The sequence below is a fragment of the Pseudomonas sp. JUb42 genome (assembly GCF_024807945.1).
In the GTDB taxonomy this organism is placed as follows: Bacteria; Pseudomonadota; Gammaproteobacteria; order Pseudomonadales; family Pseudomonadaceae; genus Aquipseudomonas.
The window spans coordinates 282,533-306,711 of the sequence record NZ_JANUFD010000009.1 but is presented as its reverse complement, the minus strand read 5'-3'; the positions used below and the strand labels follow the sequence as shown (position 1 = coordinate 306,711).

20 protein-coding genes are annotated in these 24,179 nt (G+C 60.8%); 6 read left to right on the top strand and 14 right to left on the bottom strand.

The window, feature by feature from the left end; all coding sequences use genetic code 11:
• The 3 genes from M2401_RS19825 to M2401_RS19815 form a co-directional block, all read right to left on the bottom strand.
• Positions 1-482, bottom strand: a 482-nt coding sequence (locus tag M2401_RS19825) for a contractile injection system protein, VgrG/Pvc8 family (protein ID WP_259105319.1), incomplete at its 3' end; no start/stop codon positions are given.
• 603 nt (positions 483-1,085) lie between these two features.
• A complete protein-coding gene (locus tag M2401_RS19820; RefSeq protein WP_259105318.1) occupies positions 1,086-2,300 on the bottom strand; it encodes a YgcG family protein in 1,215 nt (404 codons plus the stop codon).
• A gap of 298 nt (positions 2,301-2,598) precedes the next feature.
• Positions 2,599-3,333, bottom strand: coding sequence for an SDR family oxidoreductase (locus tag M2401_RS19815; protein ID WP_259105317.1), 735 nt, complete (start codon positions 3,331-3,333; stop codon positions 2,599-2,601).
• A 170-nt stretch (positions 3,334-3,503) separates the two neighbouring features.
• On the opposite strand from M2401_RS19815, the gene M2401_RS19810 reads away from it, so the two are divergent.
• On the top strand, positions 3,504-4,433 hold the full coding sequence (locus tag M2401_RS19810) for an AraC family transcriptional regulator (RefSeq protein WP_259105334.1): 930 nt from the start codon (positions 3,504-3,506) through the stop codon (positions 4,431-4,433).
• A gap of 153 nt (positions 4,434-4,586) precedes the next feature.
• On the opposite strand, the gene ppnN is transcribed toward M2401_RS19810, so the two are convergent.
• Entirely contained in the window at positions 4,587-5,960 is a 1,374-nt protein-coding gene (gene ppnN, locus M2401_RS19805) for a nucleotide 5'-monophosphate nucleosidase PpnN (RefSeq protein ID WP_259105316.1), read from the bottom strand.
• A 321-nt stretch (positions 5,961-6,281) separates the two neighbouring features.
• On the opposite strand from ppnN, the gene M2401_RS19800 reads away from it, so the two are divergent.
• A complete protein-coding gene (locus M2401_RS19800) occupies positions 6,282-7,529 on the top strand; it encodes an aspartate aminotransferase family protein (RefSeq protein ID WP_259105315.1) in 1,248 nt (415 codons plus the stop codon).
• 176 nt (positions 7,530-7,705) lie between these two features.
• Positions 7,706-8,398, top strand: coding sequence for a YoaK family protein (locus M2401_RS19795; RefSeq protein WP_259105314.1), 693 nt, complete (start codon positions 7,706-7,708; stop codon positions 8,396-8,398).
• Positions 8,399-8,409: 11 nt separating this feature from the next.
• Here M2401_RS19795 and M2401_RS19790 read toward each other — a convergent pair whose 3' ends face one another.
• The 3 genes from M2401_RS19790 to M2401_RS19780 form a co-directional block, all read right to left on the bottom strand.
• On the bottom strand, positions 8,410-9,468 hold the full coding sequence (locus M2401_RS19790; protein WP_259105311.1) for an ABC transporter ATP-binding protein: 1,059 nt from the start codon (positions 9,466-9,468) through the stop codon (positions 8,410-8,412).
• Positions 9,465-10,949 (bottom strand): iron ABC transporter permease, encoded by a 1,485-nt coding sequence (locus tag M2401_RS19785; protein ID WP_259105333.1) that lies wholly within the window; start codon positions 10,947-10,949, stop codon positions 9,465-9,467. Before M2401_RS19785 ends, M2401_RS19790 begins: the two co-directional genes overlap by 4 nt.
• A 132-nt stretch (positions 10,950-11,081) precedes the next feature.
• Positions 11,082-12,044, bottom strand: a complete 963-nt coding sequence (locus M2401_RS19780) for an iron ABC transporter substrate-binding protein (RefSeq protein WP_259105331.1) — start codon at positions 12,042-12,044, stop codon at positions 11,082-11,084.
• Between the two features lie 317 nt (positions 12,045-12,361).
• Between M2401_RS19780 and M2401_RS19775 the strand changes: the two genes are divergently transcribed.
• The 3 genes from M2401_RS19775 to M2401_RS19765 all read left to right on the top strand — a co-directional run bounded on the left by M2401_RS19775 (position 12,362) and on the right by M2401_RS19765 (position 16,410).
• On the top strand, positions 12,362-13,627 hold the full coding sequence (locus M2401_RS19775) for a HAMP domain-containing sensor histidine kinase (protein WP_259105330.1): 1,266 nt from the start codon (positions 12,362-12,364) through the stop codon (positions 13,625-13,627).
• 326 nt (positions 13,628-13,953) lie between these two features.
• The gene (locus tag M2401_RS19770; protein WP_259105308.1) at positions 13,954-14,631 is read left to right on the top strand and encodes a class I SAM-dependent methyltransferase; all 678 of its coding nucleotides are present in this window, start codon (positions 13,954-13,956) and stop codon (positions 14,629-14,631) included.
• Between the two features lie 228 nt (positions 14,632-14,859).
• Complete coding sequence (locus M2401_RS19765) at positions 14,860-16,410, top strand: glycosyltransferase family 39 protein (RefSeq protein ID WP_259105307.1); 1,551 nt, start codon at positions 14,860-14,862, stop codon at positions 16,408-16,410.
• A gap of 109 nt (positions 16,411-16,519) precedes the next feature.
• Here M2401_RS19765 and M2401_RS19760 read toward each other — a convergent pair whose 3' ends face one another.
• Genes M2401_RS19760 through arnC form a run of 7 tightly spaced genes read right to left on the bottom strand, consistent with a single transcriptional unit; the run spans position 16,520 to position 24,178 of the window.
• A complete protein-coding gene (locus M2401_RS19760) occupies positions 16,520-17,887 on the bottom strand; it encodes a UDP-glucose/GDP-mannose dehydrogenase family protein (RefSeq protein ID WP_259105305.1) in 1,368 nt (455 codons plus the stop codon).
• Positions 17,884-18,300: a 4-amino-4-deoxy-L-arabinose-phosphoundecaprenol flippase subunit ArnF gene (gene arnF / locus M2401_RS19755; protein WP_310504141.1), complete on the bottom strand. Its 417-nt coding sequence runs from the start codon at positions 18,298-18,300 to the stop codon at positions 17,884-17,886. The genes M2401_RS19760 and arnF overlap by 4 nt, the downstream gene beginning before the upstream one ends.
• Positions 18,297-18,641 (bottom strand): 4-amino-4-deoxy-L-arabinose-phosphoundecaprenol flippase subunit ArnE, encoded by a 345-nt coding sequence (gene arnE / locus M2401_RS19750; RefSeq protein ID WP_259105303.1) that lies wholly within the window; start codon positions 18,639-18,641, stop codon positions 18,297-18,299. Before arnE ends, arnF begins: the two co-directional genes overlap by 4 nt.
• A complete protein-coding gene (gene arnT / locus M2401_RS19745) occupies positions 18,638-20,290 on the bottom strand; it encodes a lipid IV(A) 4-amino-4-deoxy-L-arabinosyltransferase (protein WP_259105301.1) in 1,653 nt (550 codons plus the stop codon). Before arnT ends, arnE begins: the two co-directional genes overlap by 4 nt.
• Positions 20,287-21,171, bottom strand: a complete 885-nt coding sequence (arnD, locus tag M2401_RS19740; protein WP_259105300.1) for a 4-deoxy-4-formamido-L-arabinose-phosphoundecaprenol deformylase — start codon at positions 21,169-21,171, stop codon at positions 20,287-20,289. The genes arnT and arnD overlap by 4 nt, the downstream gene beginning before the upstream one ends.
• Complete coding sequence (arnA, locus tag M2401_RS19735; protein ID WP_259105298.1) at positions 21,171-23,162, bottom strand: bifunctional UDP-4-amino-4-deoxy-L-arabinose formyltransferase/UDP-glucuronic acid oxidase ArnA; 1,992 nt, start codon at positions 23,160-23,162, stop codon at positions 21,171-21,173. Before arnA ends, arnD begins: the two co-directional genes overlap by 1 nt.
• Positions 23,159-24,178 (bottom strand): undecaprenyl-phosphate 4-deoxy-4-formamido-L-arabinose transferase, encoded by a 1,020-nt coding sequence (arnC, locus tag M2401_RS19730; RefSeq protein ID WP_259105296.1) that lies wholly within the window; start codon positions 24,176-24,178, stop codon positions 23,159-23,161. The genes arnA and arnC overlap by 4 nt, the downstream gene beginning before the upstream one ends.
• Position 24,179 lies beyond the last annotated feature (1 nt).

The window sequence follows — 24,179 nt, the reverse complement described above, 5'->3', positions numbered from 1 at the left end:
CGCGGGTACTCGCGCAGCAAGTCGAAGCGGCACTCCCAGGGATCGAAGGGGTGGCGGCTGCACAGCACGCTCTTGACGATCTCCGGCACGGACTGTTGTTGGTAGATGCGGTATTGCTTACCCTTGCCGAGCAAGGCCAGTTGATGTTGCAGGATGACTTCGTAGCGGGCTTCGTCCCTTGAACTGGACAGGCGTCTGAAGTCGGTAATGATCCCGCGCACGGTACGCAACGGCGGCTCGGGCTCGGGCGTGCCCCAGGCCGGTTTGACAGGCGGGTTATGCAGGGTGAAATCGGCGAATTTGCTGAGGACCTGGGCGGCGGCGATGTCCTGCTCGGTGCAGGTGAATTCAATGATGTATTTGAACGGCTGGCTCAGTTGCTCTTCGCCCTCGAAGGCAAGGACGTCGAGGTGGGCGTCGAGGTCGTGGATATCGAGTTTATGGCGGGTGTGGTCGTAGAAGACCCGGGCTGGGGTGGACATGCTCAGGCCTCCCGGCATCGCAACGGGTTGGGCAGTTGGCCGGTAGCACTTTTAACGTGGCTGTTTAATTGCGTTGAATTATTAGTCTGGAAATAATCAATCAATGGTTGATGGCAATAAACACTGTTGTTTTTCACGGTCGCGACCTCCCGCCACCATGAATATCCATGGCAGCCCGGCTTTAGAAAATCAGATTCTCAAGGTGACAAGGACAGGCTCTGGCGAGGGTTTGTCTTGTCTCAGGCGCGAAACAGTGGAGGATCGGACAGCTCTAATCCAGACCTCGGGATGAGTTTCGGAAAAGTCCTGCGTAGTTAAGGAAGAGTCCTACAAATCATAATGGGGGGCGGACTCATTCAGCATTACTGGGCTGAGTGCAACGGTCGTGGTTATGGCGTGCCGGGGGCAGGGCGTGGTGCGACTTTGAGTGCGGATTATTCGTTCTGAGTCTGATGTGAGCAAATTCTTCAGGCGTGAATTGTGGGAGCGAATTCATTCGCGAAAACGGTATTTAAGACGATGAATATGTATCGGCTGTGCCCATTCGCGGATGAATCCGCTTCCACTCTGTAATCACGGCGTACAGGCCGCGTGTGGCGATGTTTACCAATTCCCCGAGGCGCCACCGCCGCCACTGGATCCGCCGCCACCGGAGGAGCTGGAACTCGAGCTGGAACTGGAGCGGCTCGAGCCTCCCGACGACGTGCCGACGCTAAACCCGCTGCCTTTGCCGATGCTGAACAGAATCAAACACAGAATCCAGAAGCCCGGCAGCAGCACCAGCCAGGTCTGCAGATGGTTCAAGCCATTGGCGGCCTGACCGCCGAGCAGGGTCACAGCCACGGCTATCAGCAGGCGAATCCAGAAGCTCAGCGGGCTTTTGCGCCAGGTCGCGCGCATCAGCAGGAACATGCCGAACCACAGGCCGACAAACAACAGCACTCCCGCCGGCCACGCCAGGCCATAGATCAGCACCGCCGAGCCGAGACTGCGGCTGACGACCACCATCACCACGATATAAGCGATCAGCCCGAGCACCACATAGAACGCCGTGCGCGCCATCCACAGCGCGCCAAACGTCGCGCCGCCCACCAACAGGCAAAGCGGCACGACCAACAGTTGCGCGGGCCATTCGCGACCACCGGTTGCAGCGACCAGAATGGCGGTGCTCAACAGCGCCAGGCCCAGGGTCCAGCGCCAGGTCAGTTTTCGGGCGAACGCCAGCACTCCCAGGATAGCGCCGAGGATAAAGGCGATCAGCACGCCATAGGCCTGTAGTGGCATTTGCCATGGCGACGATTCGGGCAGTGATTCGCCGTCTGCCAGCAGAATCAAAGCGTCCACTGCCTGTTCGATGCCTTGGTCGAAGTGGCCTTCGCGAAAGGCCGGGGTCATGCGCTCGCGGATGATCCGGCTGGCCACCAGGTCGGTGATAGCGCCTTCCAGACCATAGCCGACTTCGATACGCATCTTGTGATCATTCTTGGCCACGACCAGCAGCACGCCATCATTGGCATCCTTGCGGCCCAGCTTCCAGATACGGAATTGCTGGTTGGCGTAGTCTTCGATGCTCATGTCGCCGGTAGTGGGCAGCAGCAAGACCGCGATCTGCGCACCTTTGCGGGTTTCCAGGGCGGCGATTTTCGTCTCCAGGCGCTGGCGCGTTGCGGTGTCGAGGGTCTGGGTCAGGTCGTTGACCCGGCCATGCATCACCGGCAACAACGGGCTATCGGCGGCGTGGCTCAGGCTGACCAGGCACAGCCACAACAACAGGCTGACCAGGCTCCAGCGGGGCAGGCGCGACGAGGCATCGAACATGGGACTTCCTTGATTGGCGGGCGATGGGGCGGCGTGGCTCAGACCTGTGGCCAGTGTGCCAGTTCCCCCCGGCCGGGCGTGAGCACTGCATCACGAAAGCCAAGCGTTATCCCGTTGGAGCGAGGCTTGCCCGCGAATGCATCGACGCGGTGTGTCTGTTTCATCGCATCGCTCAGAATCTTTGTAGGACCGGCCGGGCGGCGTTCTACTTTATGCGGGAGGGCGGCTTTGAGGCTGATGACGCTCTCCCGGCTGAAGCCGGTCCTACGATCCGGTGTTCGTCAGGCGTCCAGGAGGCTCAGTAAGGACTGGCTGTCGGCCGTACGATCAGTTCGCTGACGTCGACATCCGCCGGTTGCTCCACCGCATAGGCAATCGCCCGGGCAATGGCCATGGCCGGGATGGAGATCCGGCGGAACTCGCGCATCAGGTTGCGGCCGCCTTCATCGGAAATGCTCTCGGCCAGCTCTGACTCGGTCACGCCGGGGGAAATCAGCGTGACGCGAATATCGCCGCCGACCTCCTGACGCAGGCCCTCGGAAATTGCCCGCACGGCAAACTTGGTCGCGCAATAGACGGCGGCGGTAGGGCTGACGGTGTAGGCGCCGATGGAGGCGATGTTAATGAACTGCCCCGAACGTTGCGCCTGCATCAGCGGCAGCCCGGCGGCGATGCCGTGTAATACACCGCGAATATTGACGTCGATCATGCGGTCCCACTCGTCGACTTTCAGGGCCTCGAGAGTCGAGAGGGGCATGACGCCGGCGTTGTTGATCAGCACATCGATTCGACCATGCTTGCTGACGGCGAAGTCGACAAAGGCCTGCACATCGGCACGATCAGTGACATCCAGGGCCTGATACAGGGAGTTGCCGCCTTCAGCGTTGATCTCGGCGCACAGGCTTTGCAGGCGGTCGGTGCGCCGCGCGCCAAGCACGACGCGAGCGCCCTGGGCGGCCAGGAGGCGAGCGGTGGCTTCGCCGATGCCGCTGCTGGCGCCGGTGATCAGGATGACTTTGTTTGAAGTGGACATGTGGGTGACTCCCTGGCTGGTAGGGGGACCAGAGTAGGGCGCGGCAATCCGGCGACGTTATCCGGATCCTTCGCGGTTTTTGCCTGATCCTGTATAGCCGCAGCGCCCGCGTTGACAACGGCTCAGGCGCCGTGGATGAATGAGGCATGATCGCCACGGACTTCACCGCCATGACCGCTGTTATCCCTTTTGGCTCGTCTTCACTGGACCCTGCCGCCGTACGCCGGGCCGAGCTGGTGGCGCGAATCAGGCGCTTGGCGCCACAGCCGGGCACTTATGAAACAGGCATCCCGAGCCTGAATTTCATTCGCGTCGACGAGCCCGGCGAAACCCTGCATGTCCTGCACAAACCGGCGCTGTGCGTCATTCTGCAAGGGCGCAAGCAGGTGCGTCTGTGGCATGAGCTCTACCACTACGATGCGCTGAATTACCTGGTGGTTTCGGTCACGCTACCGTTGTCCGGTGAGGTCATTCAGGCCAGTGCCGACGAGCCCTATCTGTGCGTGCGCCTGGATATCGATGGGGCGGAAATTGCCGGGTTGCTGGCTGATATCCCGAAAATCGAGGCGTCTGCAAGCACCGGTCGGGGGTTGTTTCTGGATGAGCTGGATACGCCTTTGCTCGACGCCCTGATGCGCCTGGTTGGATTACTGGAAACGCCGGAGGACATCGCGCTGTTGGCGCCCATGGCGTTGCGCGAGATTTTCTATCGGGTATTGCGCGGCAGGCAGGGCGCGCGCCTGCTGGAAATTGCCATTCCCGACAGCCAGACCCAGCGGGTCAGCCGTGCCATCGAATGGTTGAACAATCACTACGTCGAACCGTTGCGCATCGACGAGTTGGCGCAACGGGTTCATTTGAGCCCGTCGACCTTGCATCAGCGTTTCAAGGCGGTAACGGCCATGAGCCCGTTGCAGTACCAGAAGCAGTTACGCCTGCAGGAAGCCCGGCGCCTGTTGATCAGCGAAGACAGCGACGTGTCTTCGACCAGCTACCGCATGGGCTACGAAAGCCCGTCGCAGTTCTGCCGCGAGTACAGCCGCCTGTTCGGCGCTTCGCCGCTCAAGGATGTGGCGCGGTTGCGGGCGCAGGTCAGTTGAGCGGGCAGGTGAGTCGGTTGTGGGAGCAGGCTTGCCTGCGAAGGGGACGGTTCAGCCTGTACATCCTTCGCGGCTGACATTGCCTTCGCAGGCAAGCCTGCTCCCACTGTGGATCCCTGTGAGAGCCGGGCTTGCCCGCGAATCAGCGTGTTGTCAGGTCACCACCCGATAACACGGCACATACGCCGCGCCGCCCGGCAGTTTCATCCGGTGCTGTTCGACGAAGGCGTTGAGCAGCTTGTCCAGTGGCTGCATGATCGTCGTGTCACCGTGGATTTCGTACGGGCCATGTTCTTCGATCAGGCGGATACCCTTGTCCTTGACGTTGCCGGCGACGATGCCGGAGAACGCCCGACGCAGGTTGGCCGCCAGTTCGTGGGGCGGCAGGCTGTGATCCAGCTGCAGGTTGGCCATGTTGGCATGGGTTGGATCGAAGGGGCGCTGGAAGCTTTCTTCGATCTTCAACAGCCAGTTGAAGTGGAAGGCGTCGTTGCGCTCGCGGCGGAACTGTTTGACCTGTTTCAGGCCTTGGGTCATATGCCGCGCGACTTCGGCCGGATCGTCGATGATGATCTGGTAGTGCGCCTTGGCCGCATCGCCGAGGGTCGCAGCAACGAAGGCATCTAGCTGTTGCAGGTACGGCGCGGCGTGTTTCGGCCCGGTGAGAATGACCGGGAAGGGCACGTCACGGTTGTCCGGGTGCATGAGAATGCCGAGCAGGTAGAGGAACTCTTCGGCCGTACCGGCGCCGCCGGGGAAGATGATGATGCCGTGGCCCACACGAACGAAGGCTTCCAGACGCTTCTCGATATCCGGAAGAATCACCAGTTCGTTGACGATCGGGTTCGGTGCCTCGGCGGCGATGATGCCCGGCTCGGTCAAGCCCAGATAGCGGCCATGGGTAATGCGTTGCTTGGCATGGGCGATGGTGGCGCCTTTCATCGGCCCTTTCATCACGCCCGGACCGCAACCGGTGCAGATATCCAGGCTGCGCAGGCCCAGCTCGTGGCCGACCTTCTTGGTGTATTTGTATTCTTCGGTATTGATCGAGTGGCCGCCCCAGCACACCACCATCTTCGGCTCGACGCCGGGACGCAGGGTGCGGGCATTACGCAGCAGATGGAAAACGTAGTCGGTGATGCCCTGGGAACTGCTCAGGTCGATGCGCTGGCTGTCCAGTTCGCTTTCGGTGTAGACGATGTCGCGCAGGGCGCTGAACAGCATCTCGCGGGTGCTGGCGATCATCTCGCCATCGACGAAGGCGTCGGCCGGGGCATTGAGCAGCTCCAGGCGCACGCCACGGTCCTGTTGATGAATCAATACGTCGAAGCTCTCGTACGCTTCGAGAATGGTCTTGGCATTATCAACATGGGCGCCAGTGTTGAGGATGGCCAGGGCGCACTGGCGAAACAGTTTGTAGACACTGCCTGAACCGGCGGCGCTGAGTTGTTGCACTTCGCGCTGCGACAGGGTTTCCAGGCTGCCCTTGGGGCTGACCGAAGCATTGATGACGGGTCTTGAAACCATTCTGGGTTCTCGGCAGAGACACCACCGACCGAGCGCGGTCCGTGGCATCGGGAATAATCTGAGGCGCACAGCAGGCGCAAGAGCGGTCATTTTCCTCGCTCCTTGGTCAGGAAAGCAAACCCGGCGGAAAATATCTACAACTAACGATTCCATCGTGGAATGAATCAACGATTTTATTTCGCTTGTTGCCAGGGCCCGATCATCGCTTAGATGAGAGCCTTTCCCTTGTCAGCAGGACGATTCGAGCATGGCCTTGCGTAACTGCGTTACCCACTTTTCGCCTGACTCTGTGACCGCTTCGGCGAGCGGGCAGGTGCGTGTATGAGCGCCGTCAGCCAGTCCGTCTCCCATGTCCATCCGTTGAGCCTGAGCCATGGCCGCAACGCCGAGGTATGGGATACCGAGGGGCGGCGCTTTATTGATTTCGTCGGCGGTATCGGTGTGCTTAACCTTGGCCATTGCAATCCGCGGGTGGTTGAAGCCATTACCCGCCAGGCCGGTCAATTGACCCATTACTGTTTCAACGCGGTGCCGCATCTGCCGTACCAGCAATATATCGAGCGTCTGGCGGCGTTCATTCCGGTCAGCTATCCGGTCAGCGGCATGCTCACCAACAGCGGTGCGGAAGCGGCGGAGAACGCCTTGAAGATCGTGCGTGGCGCCACCGGGCGTACGGCGGTGATCGCCTTTGACGGTGCCTTTCATGGTCGCACCCTGGCGACGCTGAACCTCAATGGCAAGGTCACCCCTTACAAGCAGAAGGTCGGGGTGTTGCCCGGCCCTGTGTATCACCTGCCTTACCCCAGCGCCGACAATGGCGTGAGCTGCGCAGAAGCGCTCAAGGCCATGGACCGGTTGTTCAGTGTCGAGATCGATATCGATGACGTCGCCTGTTTCATCGTCGAAGCAGTGCAGGGCGAGGGCGGCTTCCTCGCTCTGGATATCGAGTTTGCTCAGGCGTTGCGGCGTCTGTGCGATGAAAAGGGCATCGTACTGATCGTCGACGAAATCCAGTCGGGCTTTGGTCGTACCGGCGAGCGCTTTGCCTTCAGCCGCCTGGGTATCGAGCCGGACCTGATCCTGCTTGGCAAGAGCATTGCCGGTGGCGTACCGCTGGGCGCGGTGGTCGGGCGCAAGGCTTTGATGGATGCGTTGCCCAAGGGCGGGCTGGGTGGCACCTATTCGGGTAACCCGATTGCCTGTGCGGCGGCGTTGGCGACCCTGGACGAGATGACCGATGCCAACCTCGCCGCCTGGAACAGCTTGCAGGCGGGCATGCTCGCCGAGCGTTATCAGGACTGGCAGGAACGCAAACTGTCGCCCTATCTCGGCCGCCTGACCGGCGTTGGCGCCATGCGTGGTATCGAATTGCTCACGCCGCAAGGCAAACCGGCCACAGCTCAACTTGCCCAGTTGTTGGAACTGGCACGTAACAATGGCTTGCTGCTGATGCCCAGCGGCAAGTCCCGGCACATCATCCGTCTGCTGGCCCCGCTGACCACCGAGGCACATATTCTCAGTGAGGGCCTGGACATCCTGGAGCGCTGTCTGGGCCAGTTGCACGGGTGATTTGAACCGGTGTGCTATCTGTTGTCGGCAGGCATTGCGGCGCAGTCGGCAATAGCACACCGTGGGAGCGAGGCTTGTCCGCGAAGAGGTCGGTACATTCGATACGTATTCTGTGTCCTGTAAATCGCCTTCGCGGGCAAGCCACGCTCCCACGCGTCGTTAAGGAAACTGCCCCAATGCCCTCCACGCCACACCGCTCCGTCGCCGCGGCCCTCAGCTTCAATGGCGGCTTTGTCGACACGCTGGGCTTTCTCGCCCTGCAGGGGCTGTTCACCGCCCATGTCACCGGTAACTTCGTGACGCTGGGGGTGAGCATTGTGCATGGCACGTCCGGCGCGATAGCCAAGATGCTGGCCTTGCCGGTGTTTGTGCTGGTGGTGGGGCTCAGCCATCTGGCGGCGGTGATGATCAATCGCCGTGGCCTGGCGCCGCTGCGGCCGTTGCTGATCGCCCACACGGTGTTGCTGGCATTGTTCGCCCTGTTCGGCGTGTGCTTCGGGCCGTTCAGTGACAGCGACAGTGGCCTGGCGTTGCTCACCGGCATGACCGGTGTCGCCGCCATGGCCATTCAGAACGCCGTGTCGCGCCAGCACATGAAAGGTGCGCCACCGACCACCCTGATGACCGGTAATGTGACGCAACTGGCGGTGGATGTCTTTGCCCTGTTCGAGCAACGTGACCCCGAACAACGCGCCGCCATCCGCCTGCGCCTCAAGCCTGTTGTGCACAACCTGCTGGGTTTTGCCCTGGGTTGCATCGTCGCGGCGCTGTGTTATCTGCTCTGCGGCCTATGGGGCCTGATCGTGCCGGTGGTGGTCGCTCTTGTCGTGTGCTTCTGCCTGTTCGGCAAGGTCGGCGACCCCGCTTGAACTGAGGGTTCTCAGCGAAACACGTGGGCCTGGCCCTGGATGGAAAAACCGACCCGGCTGCCCACCGCCGGAATGTCGAGGCCGGGGCTACGGACCACGATCGAGCGTGGCTTGACCGGGCGTGACGACAGGGGCGGATCGAGTTCCACCGTGACCAGGCAGTTGTTGCCACCGAAATCGATATCCGTCACCCGCCCCTGGACGTTGCCCGTCGCCGTGTGTGGCGCAATCAACAGCACCTGCTCCGGGCGCAGCATGATGCGCACCTGACCCTGGCAACGAACATCGCTGACGGGCACCAGGCCGAGGTCGCAATGAGCCAGACCCTGATCAACCAGGGCCGTCAACACCAGGGCATCGCCGAGAAACACGGCGGTCTCTTCATCGATCGGATTCAGATACAGCGCCCGCGGTGCACCGGCCTGGACCAGGCGGCCCTGACGCATGACCACTAACTGATCGGCGAACGACAGCGCTTCGGCCTGATCATGGGTGACCAGAATCGTCGCGATACCGGCTTCGGCCAGGACCTTGCTCACGCTTTTGCGCATGGCGGCGCGCAGACCGGTATCCAGCGCCGAGAAAGGTTCGTCCAGTAGCATCAACTTTGGTTGCTGGGCCAAGGCCCGGGCCAGGGCCACGCGTTGTTGCTGGCCGCCGGACAATTCATGGGGCCAGCGGCTGGCCATGGCCGGATCCAGGGCGACCCGTTCAATCAGCTGCGCCACTTGCTGACGCTTGCCAGCGCTGTTGCCGGGCAGGCCGAAGCCGATGTTGTCGGCCACGTTCAGATGCGGGAACAGCGCGCCATCTTGCGGGACATAGCCGATATTGCGTTGATGGGCCGGGACTTCGCCCTGCTCGTTAACCAGCCACTGACCGTGCAGGGCCATGCGCCCGGAATCGGGAAACTCAAACCCGGCAATCATGCGCAGCAGGGTGGTCTTGCCCGAGCCGGAGGGGCCTACGATCGCCGTGCGGCTGCCCGGGGCAATGCTCAGGCTGACATCCTTGATGGCGGGTACGCCACCGAAGGACTTATGAATAGCGTGGAGTTCCAGGGCGTTCATCGGCCTGCCGTGCGTTTGGATTGATGGTAGAGAAGGGCGGTCAACGGCAGCGACAGCAGCACCATGATCAAGGCATAGGGCGCAGCGGCGGCATAGTCGACTTCCGAGGTCATGGCCCAGAAACCGGTGGCCAGGGTGCGTGTACCGCTGGGCGACAGCAGCAGGGTGGCGGTCAACTCGTTGGTAATGCCGAGGAACACCAGGGCCGCTCCGGCAGCCGCCGATGGCGCTGCCAGTTTCATGGTCACGCGCCACAAGGCCTGAGCCGGGGAGCGACCGAGGCTGCGGGCAATGTGTTCCAGCTCCACCGGGGCCTGGGCGATCCCGGCACGCAGGCTGACCAGGGCCCGGGGCAGGAACATCAGCAGATAGGCCAGCAGCACGGTCACGGCGGTCTGGTAGATCGGCTGGGCGAAATGAATGGTGATAGTCACCAGGGCCAAGGCGACAACAATGCCCGGCAAGGAGCTGGCGATGTAATTGCAGCTTTCCAGCAGGCGATGCAGACGTCCCGGCGAACGCACCGACAGCCAGGCCACCGGGATCGCCGCACAGGTGGTCAGTACAGCGCCGAAGCCGGCCAGCACCATGGTCTGCTGCAGGGCGTCGAGGATCCTCGCGCCATGCCAGGCCTGTACGCCGCCAGCGATCAGCCAGCTACCGAGGGTCAGCAGCGGCACACCCAGGGCCAGGGCGCTAAGACCGATCGGCAGCAGCAGGGCCAGGCTATTGATCCGGCTGGACAGGCGTTGCAGGCGCGGTTCACGGGCGCTGCCGGAGCCGACCCGGGCATAGCGGGCCTTGCCGCGCAATATTGATTCGACACTCAGCAGCAACAGGCAGCACAACGCCAGGACCCCGGCCAGCATGTTGGCCGCCGGACCGTTGAAGGACGACTGAAACTGATCAAGGATCGCCGTCGTAAAGGTGTCAAAGCGAATCATCGCGTACAGGCCGTATTCGGCCAGTAAATGCAGACCCACCAGCAGCGAACCACCACAGATCGCCAGGCGCAGTTGCGGCAACACCACGCGGCGGAACACGGCCCAGGGCTTCAGGCCCTGGGATTGGCCGACATCTTCGATGGCCGGATCGAGGCGCCGCAAGGACGCCGCGATGGGTAAATACAGGAAGGGAAAATACGCCAGCACGGAAATCAGCACCGCCGCCGGCAATCCATGCAACGAAGGGGTGAGACTGACCCAGGCATAACTGTGTACAAAGGCCGGTACGGCAATCGGCGCGGTCGCCAGCAGGGACCAGATGCGTCGCCCCGGCAGCTCGGTGCGTTCGGTCAGCCAGGCCATGGCCACCCCGAGCACGATGCATAGCGGAATGGTCAGCAGCACCAGCAACAGGGTGTTGACCAGCAGCTCTGCGACCCGTGGTCGAAACACCAGTTCGCTGACCGTCGCCCAGCCAGTCTGAAAGGCAATGACCAGAATAAAACCCAGGGGCAGCAGCGCCAGCAGCGAGAGCATGATGGCGCTGCTGCTGATCCACAGGGGCGGGTGCTTGCCATTGGAGCGACGCGCACGCAAAGCCGCCGGGGTGGCGAATGAGGCCTCCCCGGCGGCGGTTTGCGTCAGTGCTTGAGCGGACTCTGACGACACTTACAAAATCCCGGCCTTGGTCATCAGCTCCACGACCTTCTTGCTGTCCAGTTTCGAGCTATCCAGCACCGGAGCATCAAGCTGTTCCAGAGGCACCAGTTTGCTGTTGGACTGGGCACCTGCACCAACGGCGTATTCAAACGAGTTGCCGTCCTTGAGGATCGCCTGGCCTTGTTTGCCGGTGATCCATTTCAGCAGGGCTTGGGCCTGCTCCGGATGCTTGCTGGAGGCCAGTACACCGCCGCCGGAGATGCTCACGTAAGCGCCAGGATCCTTGTGCTTGAAGTAGTACAGCGAGGTGTTCTTGCTGTTTTCGCCGGTCTTGGACTGATCGATCAGGCTGTAGTAGTGGAAGATCACGCCGCTGTCTATCTGCCCGGCATTCACCGCCTTGAGCACGGTGCCATTGCCGCGATAGGCAGTGGCGTTGGTTTTCATGCCCTTGAGCCATTCCAGGGTGGCGGCCTCGCCCTTGAGGGCAAGCATGGCGCCGACAATGGCCTGGAAGTCGGCCCCGGCGGGCGATGCGGCCCAGCGGCCTTTCCAGCTTGGCTCGGCCAAGTCAAGCAGGGACTTGGGCAGATCGGCCGGCTTGAGTTTGTCCTTGTTGTAGACCAATACGGTCGAACGTGCGGCGATGCCGACCCAGGTGCCATGGGCCGGGCGATACGGCGCGTCGACCTGGGACAGGGTGGCAGGCGCTACCGGGGCGAACAGCCCGGCCTTGTCTACCAACACCATTGACGGTGAGTTCTCGGTCAGGAACAGGTCAGCCGGTGAGGCCTTGCCTTCTTGGACGATCTGGTTGGCCATCTCGCTGTCATCGCCATTGCGCAGGGTGACCTTGATGCCGGTCTCCTTGGTGAAACCGTCGACCCAGGCCTGGGTCAGGCTTTCGTGCTGGGCGTTGTAGACCACGATGCCGTCATCGGCAGCGTAGACGCAGGACGTACCCAGAAGCATGGCGGAGAACAGCACGCTGTTGACGAATGAGTGAGTTTTGCTAGGCATGTCGTTGTCGATTCCTGACAGGGGATGAGGTTGCCACATCTTGGCCAATGCGAATCATTAGCAGTTGAAGGTGGCAGCAAACTAATTCCCGACATGAGAAAAAAACGTCAAAACCGTGTGGAATCCGTGTCAGTTGTTACAAAGCTGAAAAAATCCAGGGATTTGACGAAACCATGACATCGCTCATTTGATAATCATTGCCTGCCGTTGACGTCGACAGGGTGGCCGTTGGCGTCGTCTACATGAGTAATGGGTATGTCTGGACCCCGATGGATATCAAGCACAGCTTAAAACAACGAATCGTGATCGTTTTTGCCCTGATGAGTGCGTTGGTGGCGGGGACCTTTGCCGTGGGCATTTTTGTCACCGTACATATTGTCGAGAAACGCCTGACGGCCATCAGTCTGGGCAGCGATCTGCGGCGGATGCTGTCGCAGGACAATATCAGCGACTGGCGTCATCGCCCGGAAAAAGAAGAGCTGTTCTATTTTGAGGGCGGCCAGGGTGATCTGGCCCTCAGCGACGACCTGATTGATCTGCAGCCCGGCTATCACGAACTGGAACGGGGCAAGAAGAGCTATTACGTCATTGTGCAGCGGGTCGATGATCGTCGTTATGTACTGCTGCGCGACCAGCGCAAGTTCGCCAAGCGTGAGCGCATTTTGTTCGGCGTGGTGCTCATCGGTTTTATTCTCAGCATATTGCTGGCCATTCTGTTGGGACGATTGCTGGCCTCGCGGGTCATGGCGCCGGTGATTCGCCTGGCCGGCCAGGTCCGTCATCGTGACCAGATCCTCGAAGTAGCGCCCAGGCTGGCCGAGGATTATGCCAAGGATGAGGTCGGCGAACTGGCGTTGTCCTTCGACCAGACCCTCGGGCGTCTGCGTGCCGCGCTGCAGCGTGAGAAGCTCTTTACCAGCGACGTCAGCCACGAGTTGCGCACTCCGTTGATGGTCCTGGCCAGTTCCTGCGAATTGCTGCTGGATCATCCGGGCCTGGATTCACGCTCGCGGACCCAGGTCAGCCGGGTCAGTCGCGCGACTTTGGGCATGCGGCAGTTGGTCGAGACCTTTCTGTTGCTGGCGCGCACCGAGGTTCAAGCGACGCAGCCTGCCTGCCAGCAGAGTCTGAGCCAGGTTGCCGACGAGTTGCTGGAGGTCTGGCGCCAACCCATCGAGGAAAAGGGCCTGCAACTTATCTATGTGCCGTGTCCGTCGGCAACGGGGCGCTATAACCCGACCCTGTTACAGTCAGTGATGGGCAACTTGCTGCGCAATGCCTGGCACTACACCGATACAGGCTTTATTCGCCTGACGCTCACGGAGCACGGCTTTATGGTCGAGGACAGCGGTATCGGTATCCCTCTGGAAAAACAGCAGGCCATGTTCCAGCCCTTCGTGCGCGGCGACGAGCAGCGTGGCGAAGGATTGGGTCTGGGGCTGTCGTTGGTCCAGCGTATCTGTGACAACCAGCGCTGGACGGTTTCCCTCACGACCCGCGAGCCTCATGGTTGCTGCTTTACTGTGGGGTTATAGCAATACCTTCCGTAGGAGCTGCCGAAGGCTGCGAATGGGATTACCCCGATGTACCGCTTCGCAGCCTTCGGCAGCGCCTACAAGAACGCATTCTAATTTTATCTGCACTGCTGCGAACAGGTTTGTTCGTGGTTGTTGTGTCGTCTAATGTGCCTGATAAGTCCAGTTAATATATATATTGTTACATGTTTATATGCCCGTTTGTCGATATGTAAATGCGGCTTTACATAAGCTGTTACAAGTTTATGAAATTTTCACATATGCTCAACTTATTGTTTACGTTGCCTTGGTTAGAGTGCGCCTATTGTTTAAGGAGGCAACTTGCCATGACCCAGATCAAACTCAAGTTTTCCGAAAAATACAACGACGAACACGCACAACAGTACTTGCACAAACACCGTAACGGTCTGTCCCGCCGGCTGTCCAATTGGCGGGATATGCAACTGGCCCGCAAGGCCCTGGAGTTAGCCGGGGATCCTGGTCTGGTACTGGACCTGCCCTGTGGTGCCGGGCGCTTCTGGCCGGTGCTGGCGGAAAAGCAGAACCGCGTGATCATGGCCGCCGACAACTCCGAAAGCATGCTGCGCACGGCTGCAAAGGGCCAGCCGCTGGACATCGTCGAACGTGTCGAGCTGAGGCAGATGTCGGCGTTCGATACCGGTCTGTCGGACAATTCGGTCGATACCATTTTCTGCATGCGCCTGCTGCACCATATCGGTGAAGCCGAGCACCGCAAGGCTTTGCTGGCGGAATTCCATCGTGTGACCCGCGAGACGGTAATCATCTCCCTGTGGGTCGATGGCAACTTCAAGTCCTGGCGGCGCAAGCAGCAGGAGAAGAAACGCCTTGAGCAAAACAAGGTGCATGGCTATCAGAATCGTTTTGTCCTGCCGGAGAACATCGTCGAGGCCGAGTTTGCTCAGGCCGGGTTCGATATTCAGTCTCGTCTTGATTTCATTCCGTTGTATGCCATGTGGCGGGTCTATGTTTTGCGCAAGCGGTGAAGCGCTCAACTGCAATTATTCGCACTGTATCGTGGTTGCTCATTAAGTCAGGTGCATTGAACCGGGCAAACAGGTAAAACCCTGTATGCCGCCCGGTTCTCTCGACAGAACCGGGAGGGACGTGTGATTCATTGAGAATAAGGAAAGTGTGCAGTGTCATTCCTCGCGCCTGGTCGGAATTCTGTTCTATCGGCCCCTGATATTTATCTGCATGCCCTGTTGGTGGGTGTGCTTGCATTGATTGTGTTTGTTATCGGTGATCCGCATCAGGCGGCCATCGGTTTCGATTCGCGTTTTGTCCTGTTTGCCCAAGAGATGCTGCGCCACGGCCCCGGCTTTTTCCCGACCACCTATGGCGAGCCTTACGCGGATTACAGTTCCACTTCGACCTTTCTCATTTATCTGTTCTCCCTGCCTCTGGGTCGGGTGACCAGTCTGACGGCCTGGCTGCCCACGGCCATCTCCTCGGCCTTGCTGGTCATGCTGATGTACCGCCTGCTGGCACCCTACTCGCGACAGTGGGCGCTGCTGAGCATTACCCTGCTGATGCTCAGTACCACCTTCATCAGCGAGACGCGTGCCGTTTCCCTGGACCAGATGCTCGCCACCGTGGCTTTTGCGGTGTTCTATCTGGGCTATGCCGCCGATCATTTCGGCAAGTCCCGGCGCCTGACCTGGATCTTTGTCCTGCTGGTGCTGGGCTTCGCCATTCGCGGGCCGATAGGTCTGGTGGTGCCGACGGGCATCCTGTGCAGCTATTACATATTGAGCGGGCAGTGGCGGCGCATGTTCATCTTCGGGTTCGCCGCTGCGGCGCTGCTGGGGGCTTGCATCGCGCTGTTGCTGCTGCTGGCCAAGGTCAGTGGCGGCAGCGATTTCGTCGCCGAAGTGGTGCGCATGCAGTTCACTTCACGCATGGATGGCAGCGAGGGGAGTAGCAGCACGACCTATTACTTCACCAGTTCCTTGGGCAATTTCGCCATCGCCTATCCCTTGGCTATCGTCGTGCTGTTAACCCTGGTGTTGAGCCGTTGGCGTCATCAGGGGCCGGAACTGCGCCTGGTCTGGGCCTGTGTGGCGGCGGGGTTGATTGTCATGGTCGGGCTGTCGGTGCCCCAGGCCAAGAAAGCCCGCTACATGCTGCCGATGGTGCCCATGGCGGCGATTATTGCGGCCTATCCCTTCCAGGCGGTTGGCAACAAGTGGCTGAGCGGGCTGCGGGCGTTGGTCATGGCCGTTCTCTGTGTGTTGCCGGGGCTGTTCATTGGCTTGCTGCTGGTGGCCCGACAGCGCTTTCCCGAGCAGTTGACCAGCATCGGTGGCGTACTGATTTTCCTTGGCTTGCTGCAGATTCTTGCCCTGGCGTCACTGTTCAGACCCCGATTGCGGGTCTACGGTCTGGCGGCGTGTGCGGTGCTGGCGGTGTGGTCGAGTTATATCTGGGTGTTCGAGCCGGTCGAGCGCAATCTGTATGACACCCGCAGCTTCAGCCTTCAGGTGGATCAGGTCATGCAAAAGGACCCGCTGCCCTTGGTCTTGCATGTCATGGGCAAGGACGCCAAGGCGATCAAGTTCATAGTCAATCTGGATCACGACCTGCAACCGCAGTTCACCCAGACGCCACAGCAGTTGGTGGCGGTGAGCGGGCCGGCTTACGTGATGATGAGCAACAGCAGTTACATGGCCTTGAAAGGGACCCGGCTGGCAGATCTGCCGGTGTTGCTGCATGGGCGTTTTGACAAGGAAGATTATGTGCTGATGCGGGTGAACGGGCAGTGAAGTCCACCACCGCATGTGCATTGCTTTGATGTTTCTCCCGTAGGACCGGCTTTAGCCGGGAGATTGTCCTTCCGGCTAAAGCCGGTCCTACGAGTCATATGTTTGGGTGTCAGGCCGCAACCCACTGCTGTTGCGGAATCGGCAGGCTGCATGATTCGCCACGGCCAATCGGGAAGTAGTGAAAGCCGTTTTCGGCCAGACGTTCGGTGTCGTAGAGGTTACGACCATCGAAGATCACCGGGGCACTCAGGCGCTGCTGGATCAGCTCGAAGTCCGGCGCCTTGAATTGTTGCCACTCGGTGCAGACGATCAGCGCATCGGCGCCATTGAGCGCTGACTCGGGAGTGCCCATCAGCATCAGCTCCGGGTGATTGCCATAAAGGCGTTGGGTTTCCTGCATGGCTTCCGGATCGAAAGCGCGAATGCTGGCACCGGCCGCCCATAAGGCTTCCATCAATACCCGGCTCGGCGCATCGCGCATGTCATCGGTATTGGGCTTGAAGGCCAGGCCCCAGATGGCGAAGATCTTGCCGCGCAGATCGCCTTTGTAGAAGGCATTGACTCGCTCAAACAGCTTGTTCTTCTGTCGCTCATTGATGCTTTCAACCGCGCGCAACAGGTCGTTGGAGCAATGGGCTTCAGTAGCGCTATGGATCAGGGCACGAATGTCCTTGCCGAAGCATGAGCCGCCGTAGCCGCAACCGGGATAGATGAAGTCATAGCCGATACGGGAGTCGGCACCGATACCCAGGCGCACGGATTCGATGTCGGCGCCCAGGTGCTCGGCCAGTTCGGCGATCTGGTTGATAAAGCTGATCTTGGTCGCCAGCATGCAGTTGGCGGCGTATTTGGTCAGCTCGGCACTGCGCCGGTCCATGAACATCACGCGGTCGTGGTTGCGGTTGAACGGCGCATACAACTCGCGCATGACCTTCTGCACTTCATCGTTTTCACAGCCAATGACGATACGGTCCGGGCGGCGGCAGTCGCTCACCGCAGAGCCTTCCTTGAGGAATTCAGGGTTGGAGACCACGTCGAAGGACAGGATGCGGCCAGCATCGCGCAGGGCCTGGCTGATGTGCTTGACCAGAGCATCGCCGCTGCCCACCGGTACGGTGGATTTTTCCACGACTATCAGTGGTTCGACGCGGTGACGGGCAATGGCTTCGCCGACGGCGAAGAAGCCGCTCAGGTCCGCCGAACCGTCTTCCTTGGGTGGGGTGCCGACGGCGATGAACAACACTTCGCCATGCTCTACCGCGAGCTTTTCGTCGCAGGTGAAGCGCAGGCGGCTTTTCTCCAGGTTCTCCTTGACCAGACTGGCCAGCCCAGGTTCGAAGATGCTGACCTGGCCCTGGCGCAGTTGCTCGACCTTGGCCTGGTCGATGTCCATGCAGATGACATCGTGGCCGACTTCAGCCAATACCGTAGCCTGTACCAGACCGACATATCCGCTACCGAAGACGCTGATTTTCATGGGGTTAAATCCTGGGTTTCATTACGAGGAGTGCGGCGAAAATTGATCGTCAGTACGCCCGCGACAATCAGGCTGACGCCGACTGTCCGGGAGACGGTGAACGCTTCATGGAAAAAGGGCAGGCACGCGGCGATCAGGTAGACCAGCGCATAACTGAGGCTCAACAGTGAGTAGGCACGGCTCAGGGGCAACTCGCGCAGGGCCAGCAGCCAGCACAGCATGGACAGGCCATAGGCGAGGATGGCGCTGCCGACCACCGCCAACGGCGCCACCTGCAGCAGGCCCTGGTTCAGGGCCTCGGGCCACTGTCCAGGGGTGGGCAGGCGCAACATGCTCCAGCGCATGCCCAACTGGGCGGCACTGACCAGCCCGACACTGGCCATGGCCAGGGCAATGCCTGATGTGCGGCTCATGCCTGGCGCCCCAGCAGCAGGACGCCAGCGAGAATCAGGGCAATGCCCAACCAGTGCCGGGCGTCGACCTTTTCATTGAACAAATAGCGGCCGGTCAGGGTGATCAGGACGAAGTTCAGGCTCAGCATCGGATAGGCGATGCTGACCTCGAGTCGTTGCAGGACCAACAGCCAGACCAGCAGACCCAGACCCAGGCAGAGCAGCGCCAGCCACAGCCACGCGTTGGTCATTGCCCTGGCGATGCCGGGAAAACCGGGGCGCCATTGTTCCACTGCGAGCTTTTGCGCGATCTGCCCAAGGCAGGTCAGCAGGCAGGCAGTCAATAGCAATACCAGGCTCATGGCGGGGTTTGCTCGAACAGCAGAATGAGCATATTGCCGTCGGCAAAGCGTTTGCCATCTTTGGGCAGCAGATCTATTTCCTGTTTCTCTGAATCGCCTGCACCTCGGATCACGACACCGACGGAACCCTTGCGCCGGGCTTGCTCCATCCAGGCCTGGACCGAGTTGAGATCGACTTTGCGGGCGTCGCCTTCCGGATAGCTGAGGCCGTACTCGAGTTCGCCCACGGTGTTGTAGAACACCACGTCACTGCGCTTGAGGGTCCAGGCCAGAGACGAGGCCGCACCCAGGTCGTTGGACAGCAGGCTGGTGCTGCTCGCCAGTTCCTGTTCATGTTGCTGAATGAACAGCTGCGGGGTCTTGCTCAGCACCGTGGCCATGGGCAGGGCATTGGGCAACAATGCTACCAACAGGCCGATACCCAGGGCCGGGCTGGCCCAACTGCGCATCGGGCGAAGGGCCTGGAAGGCATTGGCCACGACCCAGCCCGACAGCACGATGATCAGCAGCAGCTTGGCAACCGGCTCCTGGTTATAGACCGGTTGTTTGAGTTGCAACCAGGTCAGTGCAATCAGGCCGATTACGCCCAACAGGGCATTGAGTAGCCCGTTCAAGCGCAGTGCGCCCAGGCGACCCTGTTGCAGCAGGTTGATGATGGCATGCCCCATTAACAGAGCCAGGGGCACCAGGCACGGCATGATGTAGGTTGGCAGCTTGCCGCGGCTCAGGCTCAGAAACGCCAGGGGCAGCAGTACCCATAGCAGCAGGAAACCGACAGATGCCAGGCGTTTATCCCGCCAGCTTTGTTTTATCGTGGCCGGCAGGAGTACCGCCCAAGGCAGGCACGAGACCACCAGAATCGGCAGGTAGAACCAGATCGGCTGGATGTGTTGGGCATCTTCGCCTGCGAAGCGGCGGATGTGCTCGTGCCAGAAGAAGAATCGCCAGTAGTCCGGTTCCCGGCCATGCAGAGTCAACACCCAGGGTAGGCAAATGGCGATGGCGACGAGCACGGCCAGGGAGCCGAACCTGATCAGTTCCCCCAGGCGCTTTTGCCAGGCCATGTAAGGCAGGGCGATCAGCACCGGGAACAGCCAGGCGAGGAAACCCTTGGTCATGAAGCCCATGCCGCAGGCCACGCCGAGCAGTGCCCAGTAGCCCGGTCGCCGATGGCCTGTACTGCTTTGGGCCAGCCAGAACGCCAGCATGCTGAGGTTGACCCACAGGCTGAATTGCGGGTCGAGGTTGGCGTAGCCGGCCTGCCCGGCGATCAGGCCGAAGCTCATGTAGAGCAGGGCGCAGGCGAAGCTCTTGCGCGGGTCGTTCCACAGGTTGCGCGCCAGCAGCCAGGCAATCAGCACGCTGAGCCCGGTGCTCAGGGCCGAGGCAATGCGCACGCCAAACAGGTTCTCGCCGAACAGGGCCTGACCCAAGGCGATCATCCAGTAGCCGGCGGCTGGTTTTTCAAAGTAGCGCAGGCCCATGAAGTGCGGCGCTGCCCAATTGCCGCTATGGAGCATTTCCTGGCTGATCTGGGCGTAGCGGGTTTCGTCGGGAATCCACAGGCCGTGGCTGGCCAGCGGCAACAGATAGGCGAGCACGAAGGCCAGCAGCAGTAAGGGGATGTACCCGTTTCGGGTGGTGGTCATGCGTGTTGCACTCCCAGCCAGCCTTCGCGACCACTGAGGGTGCCTCGGCTCAGGCGGGCTGTCGGCAGACTGTCGAGATCCTCGGGCAACAGCTCGCCCAAGGGACAAAAATGAATGTTGCGGTCGCGGGCCTGGGCCAACAGTTGCCGAAAGTCATCGGCCAGCAGAATGCCTTCCACTTCTGCATGGATGGTGTAGACGTTCAGGCCGTCGGGCTTGAAGCGGTCGAGAATGAAACGATTGAAGTCGCGGCTGGCCAGATCGGCGCCGACGACTTCATCGTAAGTGGGCAGATCGACCGGGATCTGCACCGTGCCCGGACGCCCGTTGCGCAGGGTCGGACGGAACAGACTGGTGCCACGGCAATCACTGTTGTAGCGCAGGTTGAAAGCTTGTTTGGCCTGCACCACATGTTCGTCGGCGCGCCAACCGGCGGCGGCGGAGCAAGTCACAGGCTCACCGAGAATGGTGCTGAGGCAGTCGAGGCCCTGGCGAATCTCTTCGGTCAGTTGTGCCTCGCTCCAGCGCCCGGCGTTGGCCTGCCAGCCATGGTGATCCCAGGCATGCAGACCGACTTCATGGCCGGCATCCCGGGCCTGGCGCATCAGATGGCCGAAGTCCCTGCCGATGGGTTTGCCCGGCCAGGCGGTGCCGGCCAGCAGGATGTCCCAGCCGTAGAGGCTGGCGGCTTTGGAGCGGAGCATCTTCCAGAAAAACTGCGGGCGGATCAGGCGCCATAAATGGCGCCCCATGTTGTCCGGACCCACGCTGAAGAAAAACGTCGCCTTGATCTGTGCGTCAGCCAGTATCTCCAACAGCTGCGGGACCCCGTCACGCGTGCCACGGTAGGTGTCGACATCGATGCGCAAGCCCGCCTGCATCAGCGCTGTTCCGCTTTTTCGGCCATGGCTTCACGCAGGAAGAAGTCCAGCGTCTTGCCGATGGTTTCGCTCAGTTCGATACCCGGTGTCCAGTCGATCAGGCGACGGGCATTGTCGATGCTTGGCTTGCGGTGGCTGACGTCCTGATAACCCTTGCCGTAGAACGATTGGCTTTCCACTTCACGGAAACCGGCGAACGGCGGGAAATTGCCGCGCAGCGGGTGGGCTTCGAATTGGCGCAGCAACTCTTCGCCCAACTGACGGATGCTCGCTTCGTTGTCCGGGTTGCCGATATTGATGATCTGGCCGTTGCAGGCGTCGCCACGGTTTTCGATGATCCGTGCCAGTGCTTCGATGCCATCAACCACGTCGGTGAAACAGCGCTTTTGCGCGCCGCCGTCGACCAGACGAATCGGCGTGCCTTCCACCAGGTGCAGGATCAACTGGGTAATGGCTCGCGAGCTGCCGATACGCGCCGAGTCCAGACGGTCCAGGCGCGGCCCCATCCAGTTGAACGGACGGAACAGGGTGAATTTCAGGCCTTTCTGGCCGTAGGCCCAGATGACCCGATCCAGCAACTGCTTGGATACCGAGTAGATCCAGCGCTGTTTGTTGATCGGCCCGACCACCAGATTGGAGGTGTCTTCGTCGAAGCTCGGGTCCTGGCACATGCCGTAGACTTCCGAGGTCGACGGGAAAATCACGCGCTTGTTGTACTTGACGCAGTAGCGGACGATTTTCAGGTTTTCTTCGAAATCGAGCTCGAAGACTCGCAGCGGATTGCGCGTGTATTCGATGGGCGTGGCGATGGCCACCAGAGGCAGGATCACGTCGCACTTCTTGATGTGATACTCGATCCACTCGGTGTGGATGCTGATATCGCCTTCGATGAAGTGGAAGTTCGGATTGCTGCGCAGGCGTTCGATGGCATCGGAACCGATGTCCATGCCATAGACTTCGTAGCGGTCGTCCTGCAGCAGGCGCTCGGACAAGTGATTGCCGATGAAACCGTTGACGCCGAGGATCAGAACCCGGGTACGACGCACAGGCTTGACGCTGTCGTTGCTGACCAAGCGTGAGCCGGCCACCAGGCCGAATTCACGGGCCAGTTGCGGGCCGCTCAAGTACAGGCCATCGTCGCCACGCTGGCCGGCACTGATCACCAGCGAGCCTTCGCCGCAGGCAATGCGCAACGGGTCGCAGCTGATCACGGTGCCAGGTGCCAGACCGTTATTGTCGGCGTGGGCCTTGGCGCTCCAGACGATCAACTTGTGCTCTCCGGCCAGATAAAACGCGCCGGGGTAGGGCTGGGTCACGGCCCGTACCAGGTTGTGCAGGGTGGTGGCGGGCAGATGCCAATCCATACGCCCATCGGCCGGGGCGCGGCGACCGAAATAGCTGGCCCGGGATTCGTCCTGAGCGGTGCCGTTGAGCTGACCGCGACCCAGCACGGGCAGGGTTTCCGACAGCAGATCGGCAGCGGCCTGACGCAATTTTCCGTGCAGGCTCAGGGCGTCGTCGCTGATATCGATGCTGACCCGCTGCTGAGCCAGAATGTCGCCGGCATCGGCACGCTTGACCATTTTGTGCAGGGTGACGCCGGTTTCGCTTTCGCCATTGACCAGCACCCAGTTGGCCGGAGCCCGGCCGCGATAGCGTGGCAGCAGCGAGCCGTGCAGGTTGAAACCGCCATTTTTCGCCTGAGCCAATAGCGTGTCGCTGAGCAGATGGCGATAGTAGAACGAGAAGATGAAATCAGGTGCCAGCTTGCCGACGCGCTCGATCCACAGCGGGTGGTTGACGTCTTCCGGAGCATGCACAGGGATATCGTGGCGGGCACAGAGCTGGGCGACAGAGGCGAAGAAAGTTTTCTCCTTCGGGTCATCGGCATGGGTGAATACCGCGCTGATCTCATAACCGGCATCCAGCAGGGACTGGATACCGACGCAACCGATATCGTGATAGGCGAAGACAACAGCTTTCAGGCTCATGGCGCAACCTTGCTCAAAGAAGAATGGTGAGTCGACGAATCAATGGTGGTGGTCGAAGGCGTAGCCGGTGCGGCGCGCACGACTTTTTCGATGAAGAAGCGCGGGCGGGCGCGGACATCGCTGTACATGCGGCCCAGGTATTCGCCCAGCAGGCCCATGCCGATGAACTGCCCGCCGGTGAAGACGAACAGCACGGCGAACAGCACGAAGCTGCCGTTACCGGCCCAGGGCGCGCCGAAGATCAGGCGCAGTACGATCAGGGCCAGAGCAAACAGGCCGCCGAGCAGCGCCATGCTGAAACCAATGATGCTCAGCAGGCGAAGTGGGGTGGTGGTCATGCAGGTGACCAGATCGAACATCAGATTGATCAGGCGCATCGGGCTGTATTTCGAATCACCGTGCTCGCGCTCGGCGTGCTCGACCAATACTTCGGTGGTGTGGCGGGCGAAACTGTTGGCCAGAATCGGGATGAAGGTGCTGCGTTCACGACAGGCCAGCATCGCGTCGACGATGGTCCGGCGATAGGCGCGCAGCATGCAGCCGTAGTCGCTCATGGCGACCCCGGTGGAGCGTTGCACGGCCAGGTTGATCAGGCGCGACGGCCAGCGACGCCAGGCCGAATCCTGGCGGTTGTTGCGCACCGTACCGACTACGTCATAGCCCTGTGCGGCAAACTTGACCAGGCGCGGGATTTCTTCGGGCGGGTTCTGCAGGTCGGCATCCAGGGTGATCACGACGTCGCCTGTACACTGCTCGAAACCGGCCATGATCGCCGCGTGCTGGCCGTAGTTGCGATTGAGGATCACGGCGACGAACGGGCTGCCTTCACGGGCGGCGGCGTCTTGCAGGATGTCGGCGGAATCATCGCGGCTGCCGTCGTCGACCAGTACGATTTCGTAAGCATGGTCCAATTGCGCGCAGGCCGCAGCGGTGCGACGCAACAGCTCCGGCAGGCTCTCATGCTCGTTGTAGACCGGTATGACTATGGATACACGGTTGATCGGGTAAGGTCTCACA

What these genes read in the sequence shown, in the direction of transcription:
- M2401_RS19815 (WP_259105317.1), bottom strand. Translation starts at nt 3,333, where the DNA reads ATGTCCACTTCAAACAAAGTCATCCTGATCACCGGCGCCAGCAGCGGC.
- M2401_RS19760 (WP_259105305.1), bottom strand. Translation starts at nt 17,887, where the DNA reads ATGAAAATCAGCGTCTTCGGTAGCGGATATGTCGGTCTGGTACAGGCT.
- arnF (WP_310504141.1), bottom strand. Translation starts at nt 18,300, where the DNA reads ATGAGCCGCACATCAGGCATTGCCCTGGCCATGGCCAGTGTCGGGCTG.
- M2401_RS19775 (WP_259105330.1), top strand. Translation starts at nt 12,362, where the DNA reads ATGGATATCAAGCACAGCTTAAAACAACGAATCGTGATCGTTTTTGCC.
- arnD (WP_259105300.1), bottom strand. Translation starts at nt 21,171, where the DNA reads ATGCAGGCGGGCTTGCGCATCGATGTCGACACCTACCGTGGCACGCGT.
- ppnN (WP_259105316.1), bottom strand. Translation starts at nt 5,960, where the DNA reads ATGGTTTCAAGACCCGTCATCAATGCTTCGGTCAGCCCCAAGGGCAGC.
- M2401_RS19795 (WP_259105314.1), top strand. Translation starts at nt 7,706, where the DNA reads ATGCCCTCCACGCCACACCGCTCCGTCGCCGCGGCCCTCAGCTTCAAT.
- M2401_RS19770 (WP_259105308.1), top strand. Translation starts at nt 13,954, where the DNA reads ATGACCCAGATCAAACTCAAGTTTTCCGAAAAATACAACGACGAACAC.
- M2401_RS19785 (WP_259105333.1), bottom strand. Translation starts at nt 10,949, where the DNA reads ATGCTCTCGCTGCTGGCGCTGCTGCCCCTGGGTTTTATTCTGGTCATT.
- arnT (WP_259105301.1), bottom strand. Translation starts at nt 20,290, where the DNA reads ATGACCACCACCCGAAACGGGTACATCCCCTTACTGCTGCTGGCCTTC.
- M2401_RS19810 (WP_259105334.1), top strand. Translation starts at nt 3,504, where the DNA reads ATGACCGCTGTTATCCCTTTTGGCTCGTCTTCACTGGACCCTGCCGCC.
- M2401_RS19780 (WP_259105331.1), bottom strand. Translation starts at nt 12,044, where the DNA reads ATGCTTCTGGGTACGTCCTGCGTCTACGCTGCCGATGACGGCATCGTG.
- arnE (WP_259105303.1), bottom strand. Translation starts at nt 18,641, where the DNA reads ATGAGCCTGGTATTGCTATTGACTGCCTGCCTGCTGACCTGCCTTGGG.
- arnA (WP_259105298.1), bottom strand. Translation starts at nt 23,162, where the DNA reads ATGAGCCTGAAAGCTGTTGTCTTCGCCTATCACGATATCGGTTGCGTC.
- M2401_RS19790 (WP_259105311.1), bottom strand. Translation starts at nt 9,468, where the DNA reads ATGAACGCCCTGGAACTCCACGCTATTCATAAGTCCTTCGGTGGCGTA.
- M2401_RS19800 (WP_259105315.1), top strand. Translation starts at nt 6,282, where the DNA reads ATGAGCGCCGTCAGCCAGTCCGTCTCCCATGTCCATCCGTTGAGCCTG.
- M2401_RS19820 (WP_259105318.1), bottom strand. Translation starts at nt 2,300, where the DNA reads ATGTTCGATGCCTCGTCGCGCCTGCCCCGCTGGAGCCTGGTCAGCCTG.